Below are 24,538 nucleotides of genomic sequence, written 5' to 3'. Positions count from 1 at the left end.
TCTGTTTTTGTTTTAAGATGTGTATTTGTGGTAAAATTAAATTTATAAAACAGGAGGTGATTTAATGGAAAAAGATTTTGCTCATCTTCATGTACATACTGAGTATAGTTTACTTGATGGATTTTCGAGGGTGAAAAAACTTATAAAAAGAGCTAAAGAATTAAATATGAGTTCAATTGCTATTACTGACCATGGCTGTATGTTTGGTGTTATAGATTTTTATAAAACAGCTATAGAAGAAGGAATAAAACCAATTATAGGGTGTGAAGTTTATACAGCTGCGCGTGGATTAAGAGATAAAGACCCTAATTATGATAAATATCAAGGACATTTAGTTTTATTAGCTAAGAATATGGAAGGCTATAAAAATTTGATAAAAATAGTATCGACTTCATATGTAGAAGGCTTTTACTATAAGCCTAGAGTCGATATGGAAGAACTTAGAAAGCATTGTGAAGGGATTATAGCACTTTCTGCATGTCTTGCAGGAGATGTTGCACGTGCTTTGATGAATAGAAATTATGAAAAAGCAAAAAAGTTTGCCATTGATTACAGAGATATATTTGGTGAAGAAAATTTCTTCTTAGAAATTCAAGACCATAATTTACCAGAACAGAGAGAAGTGAATTCTGGTTTGGTGAAATTATCCAAAGAACTTGGTATTCCATTAGTTGCTACTAATGATGTCCACTATGTAAATAAAGAGGATTCAAAAATACATGATGTTCTTATGTGTATTCAAATGGGTAAAACAGTAAATGACCCAAATAGAATGAGATTTGGAAGTGATGAGTTTTATCTGAAATCAAGAGAAGAGATGGAAGAATTATTCCCATATGCACTAGAGGCTATTGATAATACTGTAAAAATAGCTGATATGTGTAATGTAGAGTTTGATTTTAATACTATACATCTTCCTAAATACGATGTACCAGATGGATATACACCAGAAACTTATTTAAGAGAATTGTGTTTTAATGGATTAAAAGAGAGATATGATAATCCTGATAGTGAGATACTAGATAGATTAAATTATGAATTAGATGTAATTGAAAAAATGGGTTATGTGGAATACTTTTTAATAGTTTGGGACTTTATAAATTTTTCTAAAGAAAATAATATTATAGTAGGACCAGGTAGAGGTAGTGCGGCAGGTTCAATAGTAGCATATACACTTAAGATAACTGATATAGACCCAATAAAATATTCTCTCCTATTTGAACGTTTTCTAAATCCAGAACGTATATCTATGCCAGATATAGATATAGATTTTTGCTATGAAAGAAGAGAAGAAGTTATAGACTATGTAAAGCGAAAATATGGTGATGACCATGTTGCACAAATAATAACTTTTGGAACAATGGGTGCAAAAGCTGCAATAAGAGATGTCGGAAGAGTATTAGATATAGGCTACAATAAGGTTGATAAGATAGCCAAAGAAATACCATTTGCTTTAGGAATGACGATAGATAAGGCATTAGATACAAATCCAAACCTTAAGGATTTATATGACCAAGACCCTGAAACAAAAGAGATAATCAATATATCAAAGCAAATAGAGGGAATGTTAAGACATGCTTCCACTCATGCAGCAGGAGTTGTTATATCCAAAAATCCTGTAGACGAGTATGTACCTCTATACAAGCATCAAGATGCAATCACAACTCAATTTACTATGACAACACTTGAAGAACTTGGTCTTTTAAAGATGGACTTTCTTGGATTAAGAACACTTACAGTTATAAGAGATGCACTTGATTTAATAGAAAAGAATAGAACAATAAAAAATTATACTGAAAATATAGATTTTTCAAAGATGGACTATGATGATCCAAAAGTATATGAAATGCTTTCATCTGGAAATACTTTAGGAGTATTCCAGTTAGAAAGTGCTGGTATGAGAAGTTTTATGAAACAGCTGAAGCCAGATAATTTTGAAGATATTGTAGCGGGTATATCTCTATTTAGACCAGGTCCTATGGACTCTATACCAGCATATATAAAAAATAAAAGTAATCCAAAAGATGTAACATACTTACATGAGAAATTAAAACCAATAATGGAAGTTACATATGGATGTTTGGTATATCAAGAACAAGTTATGCAAGTTGTTAGAGATTTAGGTGGATATAGTTATGGTCGTAGTGACTTGGTTAGAAGAGCCATGAGTAAGAAAAAAATGGATGTAATGGAAGAAGAAAGACAATATTTTATTCATGGGAAATTTGATGAAGATGGTAACATAGAAATTGCAGGATGTGTTAGAAATGGTGTAGAAGAGGAAATAGCCAATAAAATATTTGATGATATGATAGATTTTGCTCGTTATGCATTTAATAAATCACATGCAGCTGCATATGGAGTTTTAGCATATGAGACAGCTTATTTAAAAACATATTATCCTGTTGAGTTTATGGCAGCTTTAATAACTAGTGTTATGGGAAATACTGATAAGGTAGTTGAATATATAAGAGAATGTAAAGCATTAGATATAGATGTGTTGCCACCAGACATAAATAAAAGTTTTTCAAAATTCTCGGTTGAAGGTGACAACATAAGGTTTGGCCTGGCTGCTGTAAAAAATGTTGGTGTGAATATAATAAACAATATAATTGATGAAAGAGAGTCTAATGGATTATTTATAGACTTAGTTGATTTAGTTAAGAGATTAGACCAAAAAGATACAAATAAGAGAGTAATAGAAAGTTTAATAAAATGTGGAGCTTTTGATAATATAAGTGAAAATAGAGCTAGTTTGATGGCTGGTTATGAAACTTTACTAGAAAGTGTATCTATGGACAGAAAGAAAAATGTTCAAGGTCAAATTTCATTATTTGATGCTTTTGGAGATAGTGAAGAAGATAGCGACTTTCAACAAATATATAATCTACCTAAAAGACCAGAATATGAAGAAAGAGAGAGACTTAATCTTGAAAAAGAAGTTCTGGGAATGTATGTAAGTGGGCATCCTTTATCGCAATTTGAAAAAGAATTACAAGAAAAAACATCTATAGATAATGGAAAGTTAAATTCATTAAAAGAGGATGAAGAGTCATATATACAAATGAATGAAACAGATGCAATAATGGGTGGGATGATTGTAAATAAAACGATAAAAACCACAAAAAGAAATGAAATTATGGCATTTATTGAGTTGGAAGATTTATATGGTGCAATAGAAATAATAGTTTTTCCTCAGTTATTACAAAAATATAATGTTATTTTGAATGAAGACAATATAATTTATGTAAAAGGAACATTAAGTATAAAAGAAGGCGAAAATGCAAAACTTATAGCTAGAGAAATAAAAGATATAAAAGACAATACTGATTTTGAAGCTAAAAAATATAATTCAGTAAGAACTAAAAATGTACAAAATGTTAAATTAGAAAGTGGTAAAAAACTGTATTTAAAAATAGATAGTATGTCTGATACAGATACAACTTACAGTATTATAGAAATAGCAAAACAATATCCAGGTAATGACAGTATATACTTATATCCTATGGATGAAAATATAAATGGTAAGCGCAAAGCATATAAAATGACAGGAGTATCGACTTTTATATGTGATGAATTTGTAAACAATTTAGAAAGATTACTTCCTAAGGATAACATAAAGATAAAAGCTTAATTTTTTGGATAAAAATCTAAATATATTATAATAATATGAAAAATATTGTCCGTTTTGTGATATAATATCACAAAATGGACATTTAAGGACATTTAATTTTTTTAGTCTTAATGGGATTGAAAAATGATATAGGGACGAAAAAAGTCCATTAAGATATGATAAGAATGATTATAATAAAAATTTGACATAAAATCCAAGGAGGTAAAAAATGAAAACTATAGGATTACTAACAAGTGGAGGAGATGCTCCAGGAATGAATGCTGCAATTAGAGCGGTTGTAAGGTCAGCAATATATTATGGATGCAAAGTATATGGAATCAATAGAGGATATAAGGGATTATTAGAAGAAGATTTAACTGAAATGAACTTATCTTCTGTTGGAGATATTATACACAGAGGAGGAACTATATTAAAATCTTCTAGATGTGAAGAATTCAAAACAGAAGAAGGTAGATTAAAGGCAGTAAAAATTCTTAAAAAGTATAAAATTGACTGCTTAGTTGTAATTGGAGGAGACGGTTCATTTACAGGAGCTCAAAAACTTAGTGACTTAGGATTTCCAGCTATAGGTATACCAGGAACTATAGATAATGACTTAGCGTATACAGATTATACTATAGGATTTGACACTGCAATGAATACTATTATAGATGCTATAGGTAAAATAAGAGATACATCATCATCTCATGAAAGAGTTAATATAGTAGAAGTTATGGGAAGACACTGTGGAGATTTAGCTTTATATGCAGGTCTTGCAGGGGGAGCTGAAACTATAATAGTACCAGAAGTAGAGATTAAAGTAGATGAAGTTGCTTTAAGATTAAAGACTACTCAAAAAAGAGGTAAGAGACACAGTATAATCGTGTTGGCAGAAGGAGTTGGAAGTGCTAGCGATTTAGAGAAGGAGCTTAAAAAGGAATCAGGAGCAGACTTAAGAGTAACTGTATTAGGTCATGTTCAAAGAGGAGGAAGCCCAACTGTATTTGATAGAATACTAGCAAGCAGACTTGGTGTAAGAGCTGTAGAATTATTACTAGATGGAAAGTCGGCTAGAGTTGTCGGAATAAAAGAAAACAAAATAATTGACTTAGAAATAAGTGAAGCTTTATCTCAAAAGAAAGTTTTTGATAAAGAAGCTTATGAAATGGCAAAAATATTATCTATATAAATTTTAGTATTTAAAATAAATCTGTGAAATAATATTTCAGGAGGAGCAAATATGTTAAATAATGTAAAGAAAACAAAAATTGTTTGTACGCTAGGGCCAGCGTCACAAAGTGAAGAAGTTTTAACTCAACTTATGCAAAATGGTCTTAATGTGTGCAGATTTAACTTTTCCCATGGTTCACATGAAGAACACAAGGAAAGAATAGATATGGCAAAAAAAGTTAGAGAAAAACTAAATAAACCAGTTGCTATATTATTAGATACTAAAGGTCCAGAAATTAGAACAGGTAATTTTGCAGACCCAGAGGTATCTTTAGAAGAAGGACAAAAATTTACTATAACTATGAAAGATGTTGTAGGAACTAAAGAAATATGTACAGTAAGTTATAAAGGTCTTGCTGAAGATGTTAAAGTAGGAGATTCTATACTAATAGATGATGGTTTAGTTGGTTTAAGAGTAAAAGAAATAAAAGGTGAAGATATAATATGTATCGTTGAAAATTCTGGAATAGTAAAAAATCATAAAGGAGTAAATGTGCCTGGTGTAAAAATAAATTTACCAGCAATAACTCCTAAAGATATAAGCGACATAGAATTTGGAATAAGTCAAGGTATAGACTATATAGCTGCTTCATTTGTAAGAAAAGCATCGGATGTACTAGCAATAAGAGAAATCTTAGAGAATAACAATGCAACTGATATACAAATTATATCTAAGATAGAAAATCAAGAAGGTGTAGAAAACTTAGATGAAATATTAAAAGTCTCTGATGGTATAATGGTAGCTAGAGGTGATTTAGGTGTTGAAATACCTACTGAAGAAATGCCAATAGTTCAGAAAATGATGATAAAAAAATGTAATGAATTAGCAAAACCAGTTGTAACTGCTACACAAATGCTTGATTCTATGATAAGAAATCCAAGACCAACAAGAGCAGAAGTTACAGACGTAGCTAATGCTATATATGATGGAACAGATGCAATAATGTTATCTGGAGAAACTGCTGCTGGGAAATATCCTGTAGAAGCTGTAAAGATGATGGCTACAATAGCAAAAAGAACAGAAGAAACTTTGGATTATGATAGATTGTTAAAGGAAAATGGTACTAATAATGTTACAGTAACAGATGCAATAAGTCATGCTACTTGTACAACAGCTGTAGATTTAAATGCATCAGCTATAATAACATCTACTTCTTCAGGTTATACTGCTAGAATGGTGTCTAAATTTAGACCAAAATCTCCAATAATAGCTACTACAAATAATGAAAAAACTATGAATAAACTAGCTCTTACATGGGGAGTTTATCCAGTTAAATCTTCTGTTGCAGGAAATACAGATGAAGTTATAGAAAAGGCAATAGAAGCAGCTAGACAAGCGGATTATATAGATAATGGAGAACTAGTAGTTATAACTGCTGGAGTACCAGTAGGAGTGAGCGGAACTACTAACTTAATAAAAGTTCATGTAATAAGTGAAGAAATTGTTCAAGGGATAGGTGTAGGTAATCAAACAGTAGAAGGTAAAGTTCGTATAATAAAAAATGGAGATACTTGTGTAGACTTCAATAAAGGAGATATATTAGTTTCTACAACTACTGATGCTGAAATGAACAATTATATAGAAAAAGCAGGAGCTGTAGTAACTGAAAATGGTGGAATGACATCGCATACAGCTATTGTAGGAATAAATTTAGATATACCAGTTGTTGTGTCTGCAAATGATATAACTAATCTAGTAACAGATGGAGAAGTTGTAACAGTAGATGCATCAAGAGGTGTAATATATAGAGGTTCAACTAGAGTTTTATAAGAAAATAATAAATTTATTTTGTCAAGGGGCTTTATAAGCTCCTTTTTTTTTGGTAAAATAAAATATTGTAGCTTAGTAAAAAATATAGTTTAGTTAATAGCACGATTTTAATATAAATTTAAAGAAAAAAATTTGTAAGGGTTTAAATTTAATATGGTGATTGGAGGGTGATTTATGCTTTCAAAAAACGAGATGTATATTGTAGATATAGTAGACATTGGACAAGGTGGAGTAGGCGTTGGAAAGTACAATGGTATTACAGTTTTTGTAGAGGGCGGATTAATACAAGATAAAGTTAAAGTTAAAATTAATAAGGTCAAGAAAAATTATGCAGTAGGAGACATTGTTGAAATAATAGAGAAGTCTCCATTTAGAGTAAAAAGAGTGTGTAGTGACAATCTTAAGGATTGTGGAGGGTGCCAAATACAAGATTTAGACTATAATAAACAACTTGAAATGAAAACAAATGAAGTTAAACAAGTACTTACAAGAATAGGTAAGTTGGATGATGTGATAGTTCATGATACTATAGGCATGGAGAAGCCATATAGATATAGAAATAAAGCTCAATTTCCAATACAAAAGAACAATGGAGTTCCTATTATTGGTTTTTACAAAAAGAAGACTCACGATGTAATATCGACAGAAAAATGCGTAATACAACATGAACTAAATGATAAAATTGTTAAGATAATAAAAACATATATAAGAGCTTATAAGGTAAGCATATATGATGAAAAGGCTCAGACTGGAGTAATTAGACATTTGGTGACAAAAATTGGATTTACGACTAAAGAAGTAATGGTTGTATTAGTTGCTAATGGAAATAGACTTCCATATCTTAAAGAATTAGCTTCAGTATTAGAGGAAAATATACCTGGATTTAAGACTTTAGTTGTAAATATAAATGAAAAAAATACGAATGCCATTCTTGGAAAAGAGAATATAGTTGTGTATGGAGATGGTAAAATAAATGATTATATAGGAGATTTAGTATTTGAGATTTCTCCATTATCATTTTTCCAAGTAAATCCTATACAAACTAAGGTATTATATGATAAAGCTCTTGAATATGCAGATTTAAAGGATACTGATACTGTTTTTGATATTTATTGTGGTATAGGTACAATATCTTTATTTTTAGCACAAAAGGCTAAAAAAGTTTATGGAATAGAAATTATAGAAGATGCTATAAAAGATGCTAAAGTAAATGCTAGGTTAAACAATATACATAATGCTGAATTTTATGTGGGTAAGGCAGAAGAGGTTGTCCCTAAGATGTATAGTGAGGGTAAGGCTGCTAATGTTGTAGTTGTAGACCCACCTAGAAAGGGTTGTGACGAAAAGGTTTTAGAGACAATTATTTCAATGAATCCTGAGAGAATTGTTTATGTTTCTTGTAATCCTTCTACTTTAGCAAGGGATTTAGATTATCTAAATATGCATGGATTTAAATGTATTGAGGCACAGCCTGTAGATATGTTCCCTCATTCTACACATGTGGAAACTGTAGCTAAGATAATCAAGCAATAGTAACGTTTATATTAAGATTTAAACAATAAAAACAGGAAAGGCTCTTTAGGGAGCCTTTTTTCTATTTCATAATTCAATAATGAACAAAATTAAAGTTCTGTTTTTTAATAATGAACATACATTGTAATTATTATTCTCTGCAAGTATGATATTTCTAGGAGGATTACTAAAGATGCAGATAAAAAAAGAAGAAATAAAAAAGAAAATTGCAGAAGTTGCAACAAATGAATTTTTAAAAAAAGGTTATGAAAATTCTTCTATGAGAACTATAGCAAAAAAAGCTCATACATCTATTGGAAATATGTATAATTACTATCCTAATAAGGAAGCACTTTTGAAATTTATAATAATGCCAACTATCAATGTAGTTGAGGAAAATCTATCAAATCACATTTGCTTAGAAGAAAATAAAGTGTTAACAAAGGAATCAGCTTTACTATATCTAGAGGATTTAAACAACTTTTTAGAAAAAAGTGGATTTAAATATTTTCTAAATAAAAATATGATTATTCTTCTTAAGTTAGAAAGCACTAATTTAGTAGTTTACAAAGAAAGAATTATTAATGATTTATGTAAGCATTTACAATGGCATTTAAACATAGAAGATTTTCATTATTCTAAAATGATAATTAATATGTTAATAGATTGTATGAAATACATACTCATTGAGTATGAGGACTCATATGAAGCATACTTGCAGTTTTCTAAAATATTTCGCATACTTTGTACGGGATTAATTGGACAAATATAACAATATTGTCTAAAAATAAAATATCATTAATTAAAATGAGAGGAGCATAGTAAAATATGCAATATTATTACAATCAAACAGAATGGAAATTAGTTCAACCATATTTACCTTTAAATAATCAGTTAAGAGAAAAAAATTTACCTAACGAATATTTTATAAAATGGGAAGGAATAAACATTCATATTGACCACTATAAAGTTGATAATCACAAGGGTACTGTTATTGTATTTCATGGGGTTGGTGGGAATGGGCGATTGCTTTCAAGTCTTTCTCTACCTTTAGTAGAAGCAGGATATGAAGTGATTTGCCCTGATTTGCCACTTTATGGGAATACAGAAATATTAAGTGTTTTGGAAATTACTTATGATACATGGGTTGATTGTGGAACTTTTTTGGTTAACTACTTTCAAGATAAAGGTAAAAAAATATCATTATTTGGACTAAGTGCAGGCGGATTTTTAGCATATCAAGTGGCCTGTAATTGTAAAAATATATATGCATTAATGGCTTCTTGCTTTTTAGACCAACGTATTCCAATAATAATTGAACAAACAGCTATTTCACCACTCATAGGAAAAGTAAGCAAAAAATGCTTACCTATAGCAAATAAATTATTTCCCAATTTCAAGATACCAATTAAACTAGTTGGCAATATGAAAAAAATTGCAAATAATAAAAACTTAGCTAAAATTCTTATCAAGGATAAAAAATCTTCTGGAAGTAAGGTAACAATCTCTTTTTTATATGGGATGCTGAACCCTTCTGTTAGTATAGAGCCAGAAAATTTTAATGATTGTCCAGTATTATTAGTTCATCCTGAAAATGATTGTTGGACAGATATATCATTAAGTAAACTGTTTTTTGACCGATTAACAGGCGATAAAAGGATTACTATGCTTGAAGGTGCAGGGCATTTTCCAATAGAAGAAAATGGATTGAATAAAATGAGTAGTACTTGTATTATATTTTTGGAACACTGTTATAAAATAACAAATTTATAGAATTATATTTATTCTCTCTATCTATTATCATAAGAAAAAATATAAAAACACTTAATATAAAAAATTAATATTGAGTGAATATTAGATTTGAAAAAGCCCCTAAATGCTATAGAATAAAGAAATTAGACAAACCTAAATATATGAGTACATTAAATTATACTTGAATATAAAAATATTTTGTGGTAAAATATCAGCAATAATATTAGTAAAGGAGTGTCTTGCTTTATGTCAGAGTTATATATAATGGTAACCAACAAATAAATAGTTGGAGACACATATGTATTCTGTTTAATCAGAATTTTTAAGTGTATTTTTGATACATTTAATTGTTGTGTCTTACTCTGCCTTTATAGATAACTAACATATGACAACAAATAATAATATTATTATATATTACTTTGTTAAATTATGGTGTAGTGGGCTTTAATCTGCTACACCGTTATTAATTTTACATAGTGTTATTTTGAATATAATTATGTTGAAATAGAAAAGATTAAATTTTCTAGTCCACAGGAGTTTTCTGTTTTTGTGTAGGTAAATATGTATACTACATAAAAAGGCAGATATAAATACCTGTGGATTTTTTTTGTGGAAAATACAAGATATGGAGGATTTAAAAATGAATTATACAAATAGAAAGCGAGCTTATTATCAGGATAACACTTGTCTAGATAATTTTATTTGCAAAAAGTGTGGTTGCCTTGTAGTTCCAGAAGGCTCTGGGACACAGCATAGAAATCACTGTCCTCATTGCCTACACAGTCTTCATGTGGATATTATTCCTGGTGACCGTGTCGCAGATTGTGATGGTGATATGGAACCCATTGGAGTATGGGTAAGAAAAAATGGTGAGTGGGCAATCATTCATCGTTGTACACGCTGTGGTCATCTTAGCTCTAACCGAGTGGCAGCAGATGACAATCCAATGAAATTAATGTCGATTGCATTAAAGCCATTAGCACAGCCACCTTTCCCTTTGGAAAAATTCACTGAAATCATGGAGAAGGAGGAAGAAAAATGAAGAGCACAGAGCAGATTGATTTGAGAGAATATGGTCTGGATGACAGTTTTATTGCTCAGATTGTCGAATATCCTGATTTGTACCTTGCACGAATTGTGTCACAGGAAAAGAGTATATATCAGGCTATCTGTGCAAATGGTGAACTTTTTGCAGAAGTTTCAGGAAAACTACGTTTTGAGGCTACCATACCATCTGACTTTCCAGCTGTTGGCGATTTCGTTATGTTGGATCGTTGCACTGACAAAAATGGTAATGCTATTATTCATCATGTGCTCCGCAGAAAAAACCTGTTCGTGCGTAAGGCTTCTGGAAAGACAAATGAGGAGCAGGTGGTTGCAGCTAACATTGACATTGTTTTTCTGTGCATGTCATTGAACAAGGATTTCAATCTTCATCGATTGGAGAGGTATCTGTCTCTAGCATGGGAAAGTGGGGCTATTCCAGTAGTGATACTCACTAAAGCGGACCTGTGTGACAACTTGCTTCGCAAGCTACAGGTAATTGATTCTGTAGCTTTTGGTGTGGATGTAGTCGTTACCTCATCTATAGAGCCATATGGATGGCAACAGATTTTCAAGTATATCAAACCTGGATGTACTGTTGCTCTGCTTGGCTCCTCAGGAGTCGGAAAGTCTTCATTAATTAATTGTCTGTTGGGTGAGGAACGACTGAATACAAAGGAAATTCGCATAGATGATGATAAGGGGCGACATGCCACGACTAGAAGGGAGTTGTTTCTAATCTCAGGTGGGGGTATAGTTATTGACACACCAGGTATGCGAGAGTTAGGAATGTGGGATGTTTCAAATGGACTGGATAAAAGCTTTACAGATGTGGAAGTTTATTTCGGAAAATGTCGTTTCCGCAACTGTACCCATACCTCAGAACCAGGCTGTGCTATTTGGTCAGCCATTGAGCAGGGTAAACTTTCGCCTAAAAGGTGGGAATCTTATCGTAGGCTGAAAACCGAAGCAGTCTTTGCAGAAGATAAGGGCAACTATTTGGCAGAAAAGGAAAAGAAATTCAAAAACATTGCAAAAATAAATAAAACAATTCAAAAATATTTAAAAAATAAATAAGATAATTCAAACCTGAGTGTAGTCATTTTTACCTATTTATTCATTCGTTGATGGATTGAAAAGCTACTTATTTATTGAAGTTTTAGTTATCTGAGAGCTAGAGGAACAGACACAGAGCCGATGAACTTGTGAGTAGTAGCAGTTATCGGCTCTGTGTCTAGATACTTTTTATGTTCTTTTAGTATCCATTTACAAATACATCAAATAATGCTTAAAAAGCAGTTGTTGCATTTACTTATCTAACAAAAGGCGTTTGTGGTTGTAATCACCAATAGGATTCTTACTATAGATGTATCAGTTTAAATAAAGATAGAATAAAGCAATAACATACCAGTTAGGAGGTTATTTTATACATCTGAAATTCTTTAATCTTAAAACCAACTAAAATTTCCTTTGTTGTTTCGTTTTGTATAATATAGAGCATAATCAGATTGTTTATATAAAGATTGAAAAGTATCTAAATTACTTTCTAGTTTTGATATACCTATAGAGCAAGAATTGCTATCAGAACATAACTTTGCAACTTTTTTTGCCTTATTTTCAACATCTTCCTTAGACTGATTGATATATTCAAATACAGCAAATTCATCTCCTCCAAGCCTTCCAATAATAGCATCATTGGCAAACACTTTAGTCAAAATATTAGCAAATTGTATTAATATTTCATCTCCTCTAACATGGCCAAATATATCATTTATTTGCTTAAAATTATCTAAATCAAAAATATAAAAATACCCACATGAAGTAGTTTCTAGCATTTCTTTTATATGTACTTCAAAAAAATGACGATTATATAATCCAGTCATAAGGTCTTTTTCTGATTTTAACTTAAACTCATGAGCCATAGCTAGAGCTTCCTTTGCTTTTTCAGTTATTGTTTTAGGATAGTATTCATCTTTTGCTTGCTCAAAGTTTGGAATAGAATGGTGTACATGGAGCAGTGTGATTTTACCATCTATAACTTTGTATACCATAGTAAATCTAGTATCCATTTCTATATATATGTCTTTTTCTAAGTACTCTTCTTCTATTACCCATAGCGTTCCATATACTATAAAAGTTTCATTTGTAACTTTAGTACATGAGTACCATTCATCTATAATTTTAAAATTTATTTCTTCTGATTCTTGTTGGTCTTTTTCAAGATTTATAATGAAGTTTTCTAATGATGTATAGAATTCATGCTTTCCTGTTCCAAACAATGTAAAATTATCATCTAATAAAGAAATGATAAATTGTACGCCATCATCATCTGGATTTAAAGTATAAATGTGCCAGATTTTTTTTGATAAATCACATAATTGTTCTTGTACTGTATTATTTTCCATAGAGTAACCCCTTAAGATTTTTAGTTTATAATTCTTTTAGTTAGTACTATTTATTTGGAAGCTTGTGACAATATTATAATATAAAATTAAAAAAATTGCATCTGATTTGTATAATAGTGTACTTTGGAAGAAGGGAGTATAGGAGTGTTATTTCTAATATAAATACTGTATTTTTAAATTTTGCTTAAACTAATTAATGAAATTAAATTTCAATTGTAAATAAATAAGATAAATATATGAGTATCTTAAATTATACTTGAACATAGAAAAGTTTTATGATAGAATATCAACAATAATATTAGTAAAGGAGTGTCTTAATGTCGGAGTTATATATAATGGTAACCAACAAATAAATAAATAGTTGGAGACGCATATGTATTCTGTTTAATCAGAATTTTTAAGTGTATTTTTGATACATTTAATTGTTGTGTCTTGCTCTGCCTTTATAGATAACTAACATATGACAACAAATAATAATATTATTATATATTACTTTGTTAAATTGTGGTGTAGTGGGCTTTAATCTGCTACACCTTTATTAATTTTACATAGTGTTATTTTGAATATAATTATGTTGAAATAGAAAAGATTAAATTTTCTAGTCCACAGGAGTTTTCTGTTTTTGTGTAGGTAAATATGTATACCACATAAAAAGGCAGATATAAATACCTGTGGACTTTTTTTTGTAGAAAATACAAGATATGGAGGCAATAAAAATGAGTATTATTGAACTTAATGAACTGACTAAATCTTATAGAAGATTTGAGAAAGAGCCAGGACTTATGGGAAGCATAAAATCTTTATTTAATAGAAAATATACAGAAAAAACAGCTATATCATCCCTTGATTTAAAAATAGAAAAAGGAGAATTTGTCGGATTAATAGGTCAAAATGGAGCTGGAAAAACAACTCTTGTTAAGATGATGACTGGAATTATTGCGCCATCATCTGGAAAAATTTCTGTCATGGGTTATTATCCAAATAAGTTAGAAAATAATTTTAAAAAACAATATGCTGTTGTTATGGGGCAAAAAAGTCAGCTATTTTTTGAATTGACACCAGCAGATACATTTCTATTGTTTAAAGAACTATATGATATATCTGATGAAGAGTATAAAAAGAATTTGGATTACTTTATAGAGTTGTTTGAAGTATCTGATTATCTAAATGTTCAAGTTAGAACACTTTCTTTAGGAGAAAGAATGAAAATGGAGCTTATTGTAGCACTTCTTCATAATCCTAAAATTTTATTTTTAGATGAACCAACAATAGGTCTAGATGCAGTGGCACAAAAACAAATTAGGTATTTTCTGAAAGAAGTAAATGAGAAAAAAGGTACTACAATAATGCTTACATCTCATTATATGGAAGATATTAAGAGCCTTTGTAGTCGAAGTATTGTCATAGAAAATAGTCATAAAATATATGATGGCTCTACAGATGAATTATTTAATCATTTTCAAAAATATAAGAAAATAACAGTTAGCTTTACTGATGAAACCAAAATTTTATTTCCAAAAGACTGTAAGATTATTGAGCAAACAAAACATAAAACATCAGTAATTGTGCCAAAAGAAAAGGGGAATGAAACTGTTAAATGGATTTTTGATAAGTATGATGTTGAGGATGTAACAATTGAAGAAGAAGATATAGGGAATGTTGTAGAACGAATATACAAAGAAGGATGTGAAGAGTATTATGAACAACTATAATGAAGCATATTCAAGACAATCATGGTTTTATAAATTTAAACAAAATATAAGAAAGTACTATGAAATAGCTAAAATTAATTTCAAAGTACAACTTATTTGGAGGTTTGATGTAGTAGTTAACATGATGTTTACTATTATAAAAATTTTATTTGTTTATATTTTGTGGAAGGCAATTTTTGGTGAAAATGACATAGTTTCTGGCTTTACATTTAATTCAATGTTGTCTTATTATATAATAAGTTCATTTTTATCAGGTATTGATATGTCAAGAAGTACAAGTGAGGAGATATGCAATCGTGTAAAGTTGGGTACATTTTCAAAATACATGATTATTCCGATTGATACACAAAATTATTTTTTTGCTAAAAATTTAGGAATGACTTTTTTTTACTTAGTATTTAATCTAATTTCTGCTTTTGTATGGATTTTTATATTTAAAATAGATTTTGCTTTTACATCAAATCCAATACAAATTTTAATTTCAATTTTGATGATTTTCTTAGGGCTTGTTTTTATGATTCAGCTTCATTTCTTTATTGGAATTTTATCATTTAAATTTCTAGAGATTGGTTTTTTTAGAATGATAATCGATAATATAACTGAATTTGTTACAGGAACAATGATACCACTTGTACTTTTACCAGAAGTTGTAGTAACTATTATGAAGTTCTTTCCATTTTATTACACAACCTATTTACCATCTATGTTATTAATAGGTAGAAATAGTAATGAGGCAGTGCAAGGACTGATTATTATAGCATTATGGGTCTTATTCTTTTTTATATTAAATAAAATTGTCTATAAAAGGATGAGAATACTATTTGATGGGGTGGGGATATAATGAAAAAAATTTTTAAAATAATATTTATGTTACTAAAAATGAAATTATCAAAAATGATGGTGTTTAGATTTGATTTTTTTGGAGCATTTTTTGTAGATAGTTCATTATTTATATTACAATTGTTAATGTTCAATGGTATTTATTCTCATGTAGATTCAATAGGAGGTTGGCAGCGTGGAGATATGCTAATATTTATAGGAACTTTTTCATTAATAAATGCTATAAATATGACCATTTTCTGTTTTGGAATTTATGATATTCCACGCAAAATTCAAGAAGGAGAATTAGATTATTATATTACAAAGCCAATAGACCCATTGTTTAGATTGACATTTGAGAATATTAATATTGGTTCATCACCTTTAATTTTGGCAAGTGTATTTATAGTTGTATATGGAATATCTGAATTAAATTCAGAAATAACTTTTATTATGATAATAGCATATATATGTATGGTTTTATTGATGACATTGCTTTTTTATGATGTGTGTATTATATTTCGAACAATTTCATTTTTTGTTATATCATCCTCTGCTATAATGAGATTAGAAGGTAATTTACTACCAATGAATATGAAAATTCCAGGTGTAATTTATGAAGGTATTTTTAAACTACTATTTTATTTGATTTTACCATATGGAATTATGTCAACAATCCCAACTCAAATTTTGTCTGGGACATTAAAAATAAAAGGGTTAATCTACTCAATTGGTATTGCATTTGTTTTTACAGTATTTATGTGGAGATTTTGGAAACTAGGAATGAAATATTATAAAAGTGCAAGTAGTTAATAAGTTTTCAGTTTTGAGGTGACAAGGAATGAAAAATATAGCAAATATTATTACTATACTTAGAATTATTTTATCAATAGCTTTGCTCAAAATAGATATGTTTTCTTCTTTATTTTTTACAGTCTATATTATGTGTGGAGTAAGTGATTTTCTTGATGGATATATAGCTAGAAAAATGAATATGACAAGTAAGTTTGGTTCAAGGCTTGATAGTATAGCTGATATATGTTTAGTAATATCAATGTTTATTATTATGCTTCCAGTAATAAATATTTCAAAGTATATAGTATTATGGATATTAATAATTGTCCTTATTCGAATTACATCAATAATTGTGGTGATTCGTAAATACAATACATTTGCTATATTACATACATATGGAAATAAATTATCTGGGTTTATGTTATTTTGTTTACCTTTATTTTATAACATTATGAATATAAATTTACTTGGAAGTATAGTTTGTGTTGTAGCAAGTATCTCAGCCATTGAAGAAGTAATAATACATATATTATCTAAAGAGTTGAAAATAGATATTAGTAGTATTATAGAAGTACTTATTCATAAATCTGTTTCATATGATACTAGACGATAGAAACTAAAATTTACATCAGTATTGACTCAAAGACTCAAAATAATTAGATTAAAGATTAAGAAATTATCCTTATCGTATATGGCGTCATAATAGCAAGATATATTAAAACTCTATTTAAATAATTAGATATAATTTTTATGCAGAGAGGAGGTTCGTAAATGCATAATAATTTAAGTATTATTTTAAATAGAATTAATATACAGAATAATGATGTTAATGAGTGATATATTATATTCTAAAAATCAAAAAGAAGATAATATTTATGTGAAGGATAATTTACTTGCGCAGAGATTTAATTTATTTTCTTTATTAAAATTTGCATTTCCTACTATATTCATGATGATTTTTATGGGACTATATACGATTGTAGATACTATATTTGTATCTAGATTTGTAGATACAAATGCTTTATCCGCAATTAATATTGTCTGTCCTATTATTAATATTATTGTTGGACTTGGAACTATGCTTGCTACTGGAGGAAGTGCTATTGTAGCTTGCAAGATGGGGAATGATGATACGGATGGAGCAAAGAAAATTTTTACTTTGACTATATTATCTGGAGCTATAATTGGAATATTAATTACCAGTATAGGTCTTATATTTATGGACAATATTATTATATGGCTAGGAGCAAGTGATATTTTGATTCAATATTGTCGTTCGTATCTTTTTATTATCTTGATTTTTGCTTCTGCTAATATATTACAGGTATTATTTCAAAGTCTATTTGTAACAGCTGGTAAACCTCAATTTGGATTATGGTTAGTGCTTGGAGCGGGATGCACTAATATAATTCTAGATTATGTGTTTATTGTACCACTACAAATGGGTATTGGTGGAGCGGCACTTGCAACTGGTATAGGATATTTAATCCCAACTATTGCAGGTATAGTTTTCTTTTCGAAAAATAAAGGGGTACTTAGATTTTGCATACCTAAATTAGATAAAAAAGTATTATTTGAGATTTGTTTTAATGGTTCTTCTGAGATGGTGGGTCAATTATCAACAGCAGTTACTACTTTTTTATTTAATATTATGATGATGAGATTGATTGGTGAGGATGGAGTTGCAGCTATTACAATAATTATTTATTCTCAGTTTCTTTTAACCTCACTTTATATTGGTTTTTCAATGGGAGTTGCTCCAATAATAAGCTATAATTATGGAAGTAGAAATAATATCCAGTTAAAATACATTTTTAAAATTTGTATATTATTTATCTCAGTGGCTTCATTACTGGTATTTGTGTTTTCTATGGTATGTTCACCAACTATTGTAGAGGTTTTTTCTCAAAAAGGAAGCAACGTTTATGAGATTACAAGGTCTGGATTCTATATATTTTCTTTTAGTTTCCTTTTTTGTGGATACAATATTTTTACATCATCTATGTTTACAGCATTATCAAATGGAAAGATATCTGCAATACTATCTTTTTTACGTACATTTGGTTTTATAACTATAGGTTTGTTGACATTACCAAATGTATTGAATATAGATGGAATATGGTTAGCAGTGCCAATTGCTGAGTTTTTAACCTTATTTTTAACAGTTAGTTTTATATATAGATATAATAATAAGTATAACTATATATAAATACAATAATAAATATAATTAACATATATCTTTTTTGACTGTATATCATTTAGCCCATAAGTAATGCTTTTTCATTTATTTATGGGCTTTTATTGTTTTTTTTCTTTTGGATTCATTTCTTCATTTACAAATCTTTTCTTAACAGCAGTACAATTTTAACTTTATTTTATCATTTTGTTATCCATATACTGAATAATCAAATCAGCACCAAATTCATTACCGCCTGCATTTCTAATTTCTTTTTGCATAAGCAATATACTTTGAGTTATGGTCGAATCATTAAGAACAGTTAGAGTAGACTTTTTAAGAATATCACTTGTAATGTGTTTGTGCGAAATCTTTTTTCCTAAATTTAAGCGTTCAACTTGCTGGGCATTAGTTGGTTGATCTGCCATAAACGGAATAACCACCATAGGAACTCCAAAATAAAGAGATTCCATAACACTATTTAAGCCACCATGAGTGATAAAAACATTTGCTTTTTCTAATATTTCAAGTTGTGGGACAAAGGAGTAAATATAAAAATTCTTTGGTATCTCACCTAATTCTGATATATTTATCGAATTACCAACAGACATAATGACAGTTACATTTTCATCTTTAAACGCAGTGATACATTTTTTATAAAATGACATTGCTTTATTTACAATTGTACCTAGAGAAATATAAACTAAATTATTTTTCAATTCTGGCAATAGAAACTCATTCTTTTTATTGCGATGGTAAATAGAAGTACCAAGAAATTTAAACTTCTTTTCTGAAAAATCTTCTGCACATGGTTGAAATCTTTTTGTAGTATATACAAGATTAAGTTCTGGAGGATTTTCAGTAATTTCTTTTAACCAGGAATCAGTCTTTAACTTAACTCCGTTTGATACTTTTTTAGTCCATCTGCGACACACCCATTTGAAACGAAATACTCTTAATGTTCCGCCAGAGTTAATAAATTCTTTCATCAGAATTTCATTAGTAGCTGGTGACGTAATAACTCTAATAACAGGTTTATTAAATCTTTCTGCTATATGCTTTCCTAAAAAGAAAAGATGTTCATAAATAATTAAGTCAAATTCATGTGCTACTTTTATAGATATTTGATAGGCATTTTTCATTTGAATAGAAAATTTTTTGCTATCTTCATAACAAATGAAATCAGCTCCCATTTCTAAGACTTTATCTTTCCATTCTTCAGTTAGTAAGTATGTTACAGAATTACCTCTATGCACTAATTTTTCCACTAACCCAAGGGTAGGGTATACATGTCCAGAGAAAGGTAAATTTATAAATAAAATTTTCATAATCTAACCTCCTTAAAGTGTTTTTATCATGTATTCATTGTAAATATAAGAGGTGGAACTTTTAACGTTCTACCTAAAAATTCAGAAATAATTGTATGTTGTTCACTTTTATTTAATTTTGGGAAACGTTCACTATGTAACAAGCCACTTATTCCATTCAAGGTATATTGTGTTAAAAAATCCAAATCCAGCACATTATCATTTTCTGTTTTTAAATATACTAATTCAATAAAAGATTTTATTGTAGGTAGCATAGTCTTTATGGTGATACCATGTAAGGCATACAATATAGTCCAATGGACTTTATTATCAACTAATTTGTGAAATTGTGAAATGCTCTGTTCGTAGTAATCTAGTATTCTATTAATTATTTCATAAAATGATAAAGTGTCTTCATTTTGAATTAGTAGTTGTGCAAAGTTTTCACTTTGTTTCTTCATAAAATGCTCTAAGGACTTATCAAATAGTTCTTGTTTAGAACTAAAATAATGATAAAACATTCCAACTTCTCCATTAACTTCATTTAATATCATGCGAACAGAAGTGCTTTCATACCCATATTTTAAAAATAATCGAATAGCAGCATCTAGTATTTCCTCTCTTTTTCCTCCTTCTAAAACAGGTTTTCTTGCCATAAACTTACCTCCTTATTTAAACAAACAGAATATTGTTCTGTTTATATCTTATAATACTTTTTAATTAAAGTCAATTATAAACAGAAGATTGTTCTTATAATATGAAATGTTAAGACTTGTACATATGTCAGAATGATACAAGTATTTAATCAGTTATCCTAAAATATTCCACACCTTATCTTTAAAACTATAGTTGTTTTCTTATCAATATCATAAAGTCTATATAAAATTAATTTTCTAAAGTTCCCAAAATATTATTACTGTGATTTTGAAGCTGTTACTTTAGTTTTCTAGTGCTTGATTTTATCTATTAGGAATGTTACTATTAGTAATATAAAAGGAGAGTAAATAAAATGGATAAAATTATTTTGGGATTACTTATACTTAAGAAGTTGACAATTTATGAACTGAGAAGTGTTATAGAAATGAATTTTGCTTCTATGTGTAGCAACAGTATGGGAAGTATTCAAGCAGCAATAAAAAAGCTACTTGAAAAGAAGATGATAGTGTATGAAGAGTTTGTTGAAAATAGTGTCAATAAGAAATTTTATGTACTAACAGATAAAGGAAAAGCATGTTTTTTAGAATGGGTACAGACATCTATGGTTGCAGGGAAAGTAAAGGATATGGAGTTAAGCAAATTATTTTTTATGGGCTTTGTTCCAACACAAAAAAGATTGTCACTAATTGAATCTTATATTGTTGGCCTCAAAAAGGAAAGAGAGCAGTTGGAGAATATCAAAAGACAAGACATCGATGTTGCAAAATTACAGTACATTGCCTATATAGAAGAAAATCAAGAACAGTTTAATCACTTTTTACAAGATACTGAACATTCCAATATGCAAAGAGATGTTCAAGATATAATTGATTTTGAGTTATTGACCTTACAGTTTGGAATTGATAGGACAAATTTTGAAATAGCATGGTTTGAAAATTTAAATAAGAAACTAATTAATGAGTACCTAAACAATAGTCAGAATCAAGAAAAAGGGGGTAGCTAACATGAAAGGAACTGTAATAATAACAGGAGCTAATTCAGGAATAGGAAAGGCAGCAGCATTTAAGTTTGCATCAGAGGGTTATAGAGTTATAATGGCATGTCGTAATATTCAGATTAGTGAACCCGTGTGTCAGGAAATCATAGCCAAAACTAAAAATATTAATGTGGATTTGCTTCAACTGGATATTTCATCGAGGCAATCCATTTGTAGTTTTTGTGAGACATATAAGAAAAAATACGGTGTATTGGATATCTTAATCCATAATGCTGGACATTTTAAACATGGAGAAAAAAACTTTCAACAAAGTATTGATGGTATAGAATTAACATTTGCTACCAATCTATTTGGGCCAGTTCTTATGACCGATTTATTATTGGATGTACTTGCTAAATCAAAAAATCCTAAAATTCTAAATGTATGTAGTACAAATATAAAGCATTTTTTTGATGAAAGAAGAAAAATTAATTTTGGAGTTTTAAGTGGTGAAACTGTAGAAGATAAAGAATATAATTCCTATAAAATTTATGGAGATTCCAAAATAGCTTTACTTATGGTTACAAGTATGATGAAACAAGAATACAAGCCTTATAATATAAGTGTAAATGCAATTATGGTTCCAGCAACAAAAATGAGTAAAGAAACAATTAAGAAATTTAATTCGTATTGGAAAGTACTTGCATTTTTACAAAACATTATTATACTAAAATCAGAAATTATTGGAGAGGCTTACTTTTCGATTTGCACTTCTAATGTTTATACAGGTATTACTGGAAAACTAATAAATCACCAAGGAAAGATTGTTAAAATGGCTAATAACTCAATATCATTTATAAAAAGCATTACAAGCACAGAGGTTTATCCACCTTATGTCAATAACAAAGAGACAATAGAGAAAGTGTGGGCTATATGTAAACAATATGTTGAAAATGCTAAATATAATTTGCTAGCATAACACATATAATTCATGAGGTTATTATATCAACAACATAATCTTATTGATATTGCTAAAAGGATATAGTATTTTTGCTAATTCTGTTCAGTTTTTATTTTATTGTTTGAATTAATATGAGAAAAATTACAATTAACTATAATTTAATTTATAATTGATATATACTTGATTTTATTTAATTATTTGAATATACTTTAAGCAGAATACACAGAGTTAAAGAATTGATAAATAAAAGATAATAACTCTTTATTAGGAGTGATTTTACTATGGAAACATACTTTAATAAGAAAATATTACTTGTTGATGATGAAAAAGATATAATAAATTTAACCTATAATGGCGAAATTCCTCTTCCTCGCCATAGGAGGTGGAGGATGTAAGCCTAACCGATAGGCTATTTATTTTACTTGATTTTCAAAAATGTATTGTATTATAAAATCAGTAGTAAAAACTGAAAGGAAGTAATTATAATGAAATTAGATAGTAATAATCATTCAGTATTTTTGTTACACTATCACTTAGTTATGTGTATAAAATATAGAAGAAAAGTAATAGATAACTCTATATCAGATAGACTAAAAGATATATTTGTAGATATCGCCCCAAATTATGGAGTGGAGTTGCTAGAATGGAATCATGATATTGACCATGTGCACTTGTTATTCAAAGCAAAACCAAATACAGAGATATCTAAACTGCTAAATGCTTATAAATCAGCATCAAGTAGAAGAATAAAGAATGAATTTCCAAGTATTCGTAAGTCCTTATGGAAAGAATACTTTTGGAGCAAAAGTTATTGTCTAGTAACAACTGGTGGAGCTCCATTGGATGTTGCAAAACAATACATAGAAAATCAAGGAAAGTAGGGATAATATGCTAAGAGCATATAAATATAGATTATATCCAAATAGCGAACAAAAAGAATATTTTGCTAAAACTTTTGGATGTAGCAGACTTATATATAATCTTATGTTATCCGATAGGATTAAAGCATATGAGGAAAACAAGGACTTAGATATTAAGAAAACAAAATATCCTACACCTGCACAGTACAAAAAGGAGTATGAGTTCCTAAAAGAAGTTGATAGTTTAGCACTAGCAAATGAACAAATGAATTTAGATAAAGCCTACAAAAACTTTTTTAGAGATAAATCAGTAGGTTTTCCTAAATTCAAATCTAAGAAAATAAACTATCATAGTTATACTACTAACAACCAAAAAGGTACTGTAAGGATTGAAAATGGATATATAAAATTACCTAAACTAAAATCGATGGTTAGGATAAAACAACATAGAATGTTTGATGGAGAAATAAAGAGTTGTACTATATCGAGAACACCAGGTAATAGATATTATATTTCTATATTAGCAGAAACTGAAATAGAGAAACTAAAAACTATTGATAAGAAAATAGGTGTAGATGTTGGATTGAAGGAATTTGCAATATGTAGCGATGGATTTAGAGTAGATAATCCTAAACACTTTAGAAAATCAGAGAAAAGATTAACTAAACTACAAAAGGACTTATCAAGAAAACAAAAAGGAAGCAATAATAGATATAAAGCAAGATTGAAGGTAGCAAGGTTGCATCAAAAGATATCAGACCAAAGAGCAGATTTCCTAAATAAGTTATCAACTAAACTAATACACGAAAACCAAGTTATAGTTATTGAGGACTTGAAGGTAAAGAATATGGTGAAAAATCATAAGTTAGCGAAAGCTATAAGCGAAGCAAGTTGGTCGGAGTTCAGAAGAATGTTAGAATATAAAGCTAATTGGTATGGTAGAGAAAT

General features: G+C 29.0%; 20 protein-coding genes. 17 read left to right on the top strand and 3 right to left on the bottom strand.

What is annotated here, in order from left to right:
- The first annotated feature begins 64 nt into the window (after positions 1-64).
- From KGF41_RS18395 to rsgA, 8 genes are all read left to right on the top strand, one after another.
- Positions 65-3,634 (top strand): DNA polymerase III subunit alpha, encoded by a 3,570-nt coding sequence (locus KGF41_RS18395; protein ID WP_227830028.1) that lies wholly within the window; start codon positions 65-67, stop codon positions 3,632-3,634.
- Positions 3,635-3,842: 208 nt separating this feature from the next.
- A complete protein-coding gene (gene pfkA, locus KGF41_RS18390; protein ID WP_227830027.1) occupies positions 3,843-4,802 on the top strand; it encodes a 6-phosphofructokinase in 960 nt (319 codons plus the stop codon).
- A 51-nt stretch (positions 4,803-4,853) separates the two neighbouring features.
- The gene (gene pyk / locus KGF41_RS18385) at positions 4,854-6,614 is read left to right on the top strand and encodes a pyruvate kinase (protein ID WP_227830026.1); all 1,761 of its coding nucleotides are present in this window, start codon (positions 4,854-4,856) and stop codon (positions 6,612-6,614) included.
- Positions 6,615-6,788: 174 nt separating this feature from the next.
- Positions 6,789-8,147: a 23S rRNA (uracil(1939)-C(5))-methyltransferase RlmD gene (gene rlmD, locus KGF41_RS18380; protein WP_227857045.1), complete on the top strand. Its 1,359-nt coding sequence runs from the start codon at positions 6,789-6,791 to the stop codon at positions 8,145-8,147.
- 172 nt (positions 8,148-8,319) lie between these two features.
- Complete coding sequence (locus tag KGF41_RS18375; RefSeq protein ID WP_227857044.1) at positions 8,320-8,898, top strand: TetR/AcrR family transcriptional regulator; 579 nt, start codon at positions 8,320-8,322, stop codon at positions 8,896-8,898.
- 56 nt (positions 8,899-8,954) lie between these two features.
- On the top strand, positions 8,955-9,899 hold the full coding sequence (locus tag KGF41_RS18370) for an alpha/beta fold hydrolase (protein WP_227857043.1): 945 nt from the start codon (positions 8,955-8,957) through the stop codon (positions 9,897-9,899).
- Between the two features lie 619 nt (positions 9,900-10,518).
- Positions 10,519-10,920: an RNHCP domain-containing protein gene (locus KGF41_RS18365; RefSeq protein ID WP_227857042.1), complete on the top strand. Its 402-nt coding sequence runs from the start codon at positions 10,519-10,521 to the stop codon at positions 10,918-10,920.
- The gene (gene rsgA / locus KGF41_RS18360; protein ID WP_227857041.1) at positions 10,917-11,999 is read left to right on the top strand and encodes a ribosome small subunit-dependent GTPase A; all 1,083 of its coding nucleotides are present in this window, start codon (positions 10,917-10,919) and stop codon (positions 11,997-11,999) included. Before KGF41_RS18365 ends, rsgA begins: the two co-directional genes overlap by 4 nt.
- A 371-nt stretch (positions 12,000-12,370) precedes the next feature.
- On the opposite strand, the gene KGF41_RS18355 is transcribed toward rsgA, so the two are convergent.
- Entirely contained in the window at positions 12,371-13,327 is a 957-nt protein-coding gene (locus tag KGF41_RS18355; RefSeq protein WP_227830020.1) for a diguanylate cyclase domain-containing protein, read from the bottom strand.
- A 716-nt stretch (positions 13,328-14,043) separates the two neighbouring features.
- Between KGF41_RS18355 and KGF41_RS18350 the strand changes: the two genes are divergently transcribed.
- From KGF41_RS18350 to KGF41_RS18330, 5 genes are all read left to right on the top strand, one after another.
- Positions 14,044-15,039: an ATP-binding cassette domain-containing protein gene (locus tag KGF41_RS18350; protein ID WP_227857040.1), complete on the top strand. Its 996-nt coding sequence runs from the start codon at positions 14,044-14,046 to the stop codon at positions 15,037-15,039.
- The gene (locus tag KGF41_RS18345; RefSeq protein ID WP_227830018.1) at positions 15,026-15,880 is read left to right on the top strand and encodes an ABC-2 family transporter protein; all 855 of its coding nucleotides are present in this window, start codon (positions 15,026-15,028) and stop codon (positions 15,878-15,880) included. Before KGF41_RS18350 ends, KGF41_RS18345 begins: the two co-directional genes overlap by 14 nt.
- Entirely contained in the window at positions 15,880-16,671 is a 792-nt protein-coding gene (locus KGF41_RS18340) for an ABC-2 family transporter protein (protein ID WP_227857039.1), read from the top strand. Before KGF41_RS18345 ends, KGF41_RS18340 begins: the two co-directional genes overlap by 1 nt.
- A gap of 28 nt (positions 16,672-16,699) precedes the next feature.
- Positions 16,700-17,266, top strand: a complete 567-nt coding sequence (locus KGF41_RS18335; protein ID WP_227857038.1) for a CDP-alcohol phosphatidyltransferase family protein — start codon at positions 16,700-16,702, stop codon at positions 17,264-17,266.
- 216 nt (positions 17,267-17,482) lie between these two features.
- A complete protein-coding gene (locus KGF41_RS18330) occupies positions 17,483-18,862 on the top strand; it encodes an MATE family efflux transporter (RefSeq protein ID WP_227830015.1) in 1,380 nt (459 codons plus the stop codon).
- A 161-nt stretch (positions 18,863-19,023) separates the two neighbouring features.
- Here KGF41_RS18330 and KGF41_RS18325 read toward each other — a convergent pair whose 3' ends face one another.
- Positions 19,024-20,157 (bottom strand): macrolide family glycosyltransferase, encoded by a 1,134-nt coding sequence (locus KGF41_RS18325; RefSeq protein ID WP_227830014.1) that lies wholly within the window; start codon positions 20,155-20,157, stop codon positions 19,024-19,026.
- A 26-nt stretch (positions 20,158-20,183) separates the two neighbouring features.
- The gene (locus KGF41_RS18320) at positions 20,184-20,792 is read right to left on the bottom strand and encodes a TetR/AcrR family transcriptional regulator (RefSeq protein ID WP_227830013.1); all 609 of its coding nucleotides are present in this window, start codon (positions 20,790-20,792) and stop codon (positions 20,184-20,186) included.
- Between the two features lie 353 nt (positions 20,793-21,145).
- Between KGF41_RS18320 and KGF41_RS18315 the strand changes: the two genes are divergently transcribed.
- The 4 genes from KGF41_RS18315 to KGF41_RS18300 form a co-directional block, all read left to right on the top strand.
- Positions 21,146-21,796: a helix-turn-helix transcriptional regulator gene (locus KGF41_RS18315; protein WP_227857037.1), complete on the top strand. Its 651-nt coding sequence runs from the start codon at positions 21,146-21,148 to the stop codon at positions 21,794-21,796.
- A gap of 1 nt (position 21,797) precedes the next feature.
- Entirely contained in the window at positions 21,798-22,748 is a 951-nt protein-coding gene (locus KGF41_RS18310) for an SDR family NAD(P)-dependent oxidoreductase (protein WP_227850735.1), read from the top strand.
- 467 nt (positions 22,749-23,215) lie between these two features.
- Positions 23,216-23,611: an IS200/IS605 family transposase gene (tnpA, locus tag KGF41_RS18305; protein WP_227857036.1), complete on the top strand. Its 396-nt coding sequence runs from the start codon at positions 23,216-23,218 to the stop codon at positions 23,609-23,611.
- 7 nt (positions 23,612-23,618) lie between these two features.
- Positions 23,619-24,538 (top strand): transposase (locus KGF41_RS18300; protein ID WP_227857035.1); only part of this gene is annotated, 920 nt, incomplete at its 3' end.

Origin of the sequence: Clostridioides sp. ZZV14-6150 (assembly GCF_020657875.1) — a bacterium.
Taxonomy (GTDB): Bacteria; Bacillota; Clostridia; order Peptostreptococcales; family Peptostreptococcaceae; genus Clostridioides.
Note: the sequence above shows the minus strand (reverse complement) of the source record. Positions and strands in the feature narration are given on the sequence as shown.

Excerpts from the sequence above, each read along its gene's own strand:
- KGF41_RS18395 (WP_227830028.1), top strand. The coding sequence starts at position 65 with ATGGAAAAAGATTTTGCTCATCTTCATGTACATACTGAGTATAGTTTA.
- pfkA (WP_227830027.1), top strand. The coding sequence starts at position 3,843 with ATGAAAACTATAGGATTACTAACAAGTGGAGGAGATGCTCCAGGAATG.
- pyk (WP_227830026.1), top strand. The coding sequence starts at position 4,854 with ATGTTAAATAATGTAAAGAAAACAAAAATTGTTTGTACGCTAGGGCCA.
- rlmD (WP_227857045.1), top strand. The coding sequence starts at position 6,789 with ATGCTTTCAAAAAACGAGATGTATATTGTAGATATAGTAGACATTGGA.
- KGF41_RS18375 (WP_227857044.1), top strand. The coding sequence starts at position 8,320 with ATGCAGATAAAAAAAGAAGAAATAAAAAAGAAAATTGCAGAAGTTGCA.
- KGF41_RS18370 (WP_227857043.1), top strand. The coding sequence starts at position 8,955 with ATGCAATATTATTACAATCAAACAGAATGGAAATTAGTTCAACCATAT.
- KGF41_RS18365 (WP_227857042.1), top strand. The coding sequence starts at position 10,519 with ATGAATTATACAAATAGAAAGCGAGCTTATTATCAGGATAACACTTGT.
- rsgA (WP_227857041.1), top strand. The coding sequence starts at position 10,917 with ATGAAGAGCACAGAGCAGATTGATTTGAGAGAATATGGTCTGGATGAC.
- KGF41_RS18355 (WP_227830020.1), bottom strand. The coding sequence starts at position 13,327 with ATGGAAAATAATACAGTACAAGAACAATTATGTGATTTATCAAAAAAA.
- KGF41_RS18350 (WP_227857040.1), top strand. The coding sequence starts at position 14,044 with ATGAGTATTATTGAACTTAATGAACTGACTAAATCTTATAGAAGATTT.
- KGF41_RS18345 (WP_227830018.1), top strand. The coding sequence starts at position 15,026 with ATGAACAACTATAATGAAGCATATTCAAGACAATCATGGTTTTATAAA.
- KGF41_RS18340 (WP_227857039.1), top strand. The coding sequence starts at position 15,880 with ATGAAAAAAATTTTTAAAATAATATTTATGTTACTAAAAATGAAATTA.
- KGF41_RS18335 (WP_227857038.1), top strand. The coding sequence starts at position 16,700 with ATGAAAAATATAGCAAATATTATTACTATACTTAGAATTATTTTATCA.
- KGF41_RS18330 (WP_227830015.1), top strand. The coding sequence starts at position 17,483 with ATGAGTGATATATTATATTCTAAAAATCAAAAAGAAGATAATATTTAT.
- KGF41_RS18325 (WP_227830014.1), bottom strand. The coding sequence starts at position 20,157 with ATGAAAATTTTATTTATAAATTTACCTTTCTCTGGACATGTATACCCT.
- KGF41_RS18320 (WP_227830013.1), bottom strand. The coding sequence starts at position 20,792 with ATGGCAAGAAAACCTGTTTTAGAAGGAGGAAAAAGAGAGGAAATACTA.
- KGF41_RS18315 (WP_227857037.1), top strand. The coding sequence starts at position 21,146 with ATGGATAAAATTATTTTGGGATTACTTATACTTAAGAAGTTGACAATT.
- KGF41_RS18310 (WP_227850735.1), top strand. The coding sequence starts at position 21,798 with ATGAAAGGAACTGTAATAATAACAGGAGCTAATTCAGGAATAGGAAAG.
- tnpA (WP_227857036.1), top strand. The coding sequence starts at position 23,216 with ATGAAATTAGATAGTAATAATCATTCAGTATTTTTGTTACACTATCAC.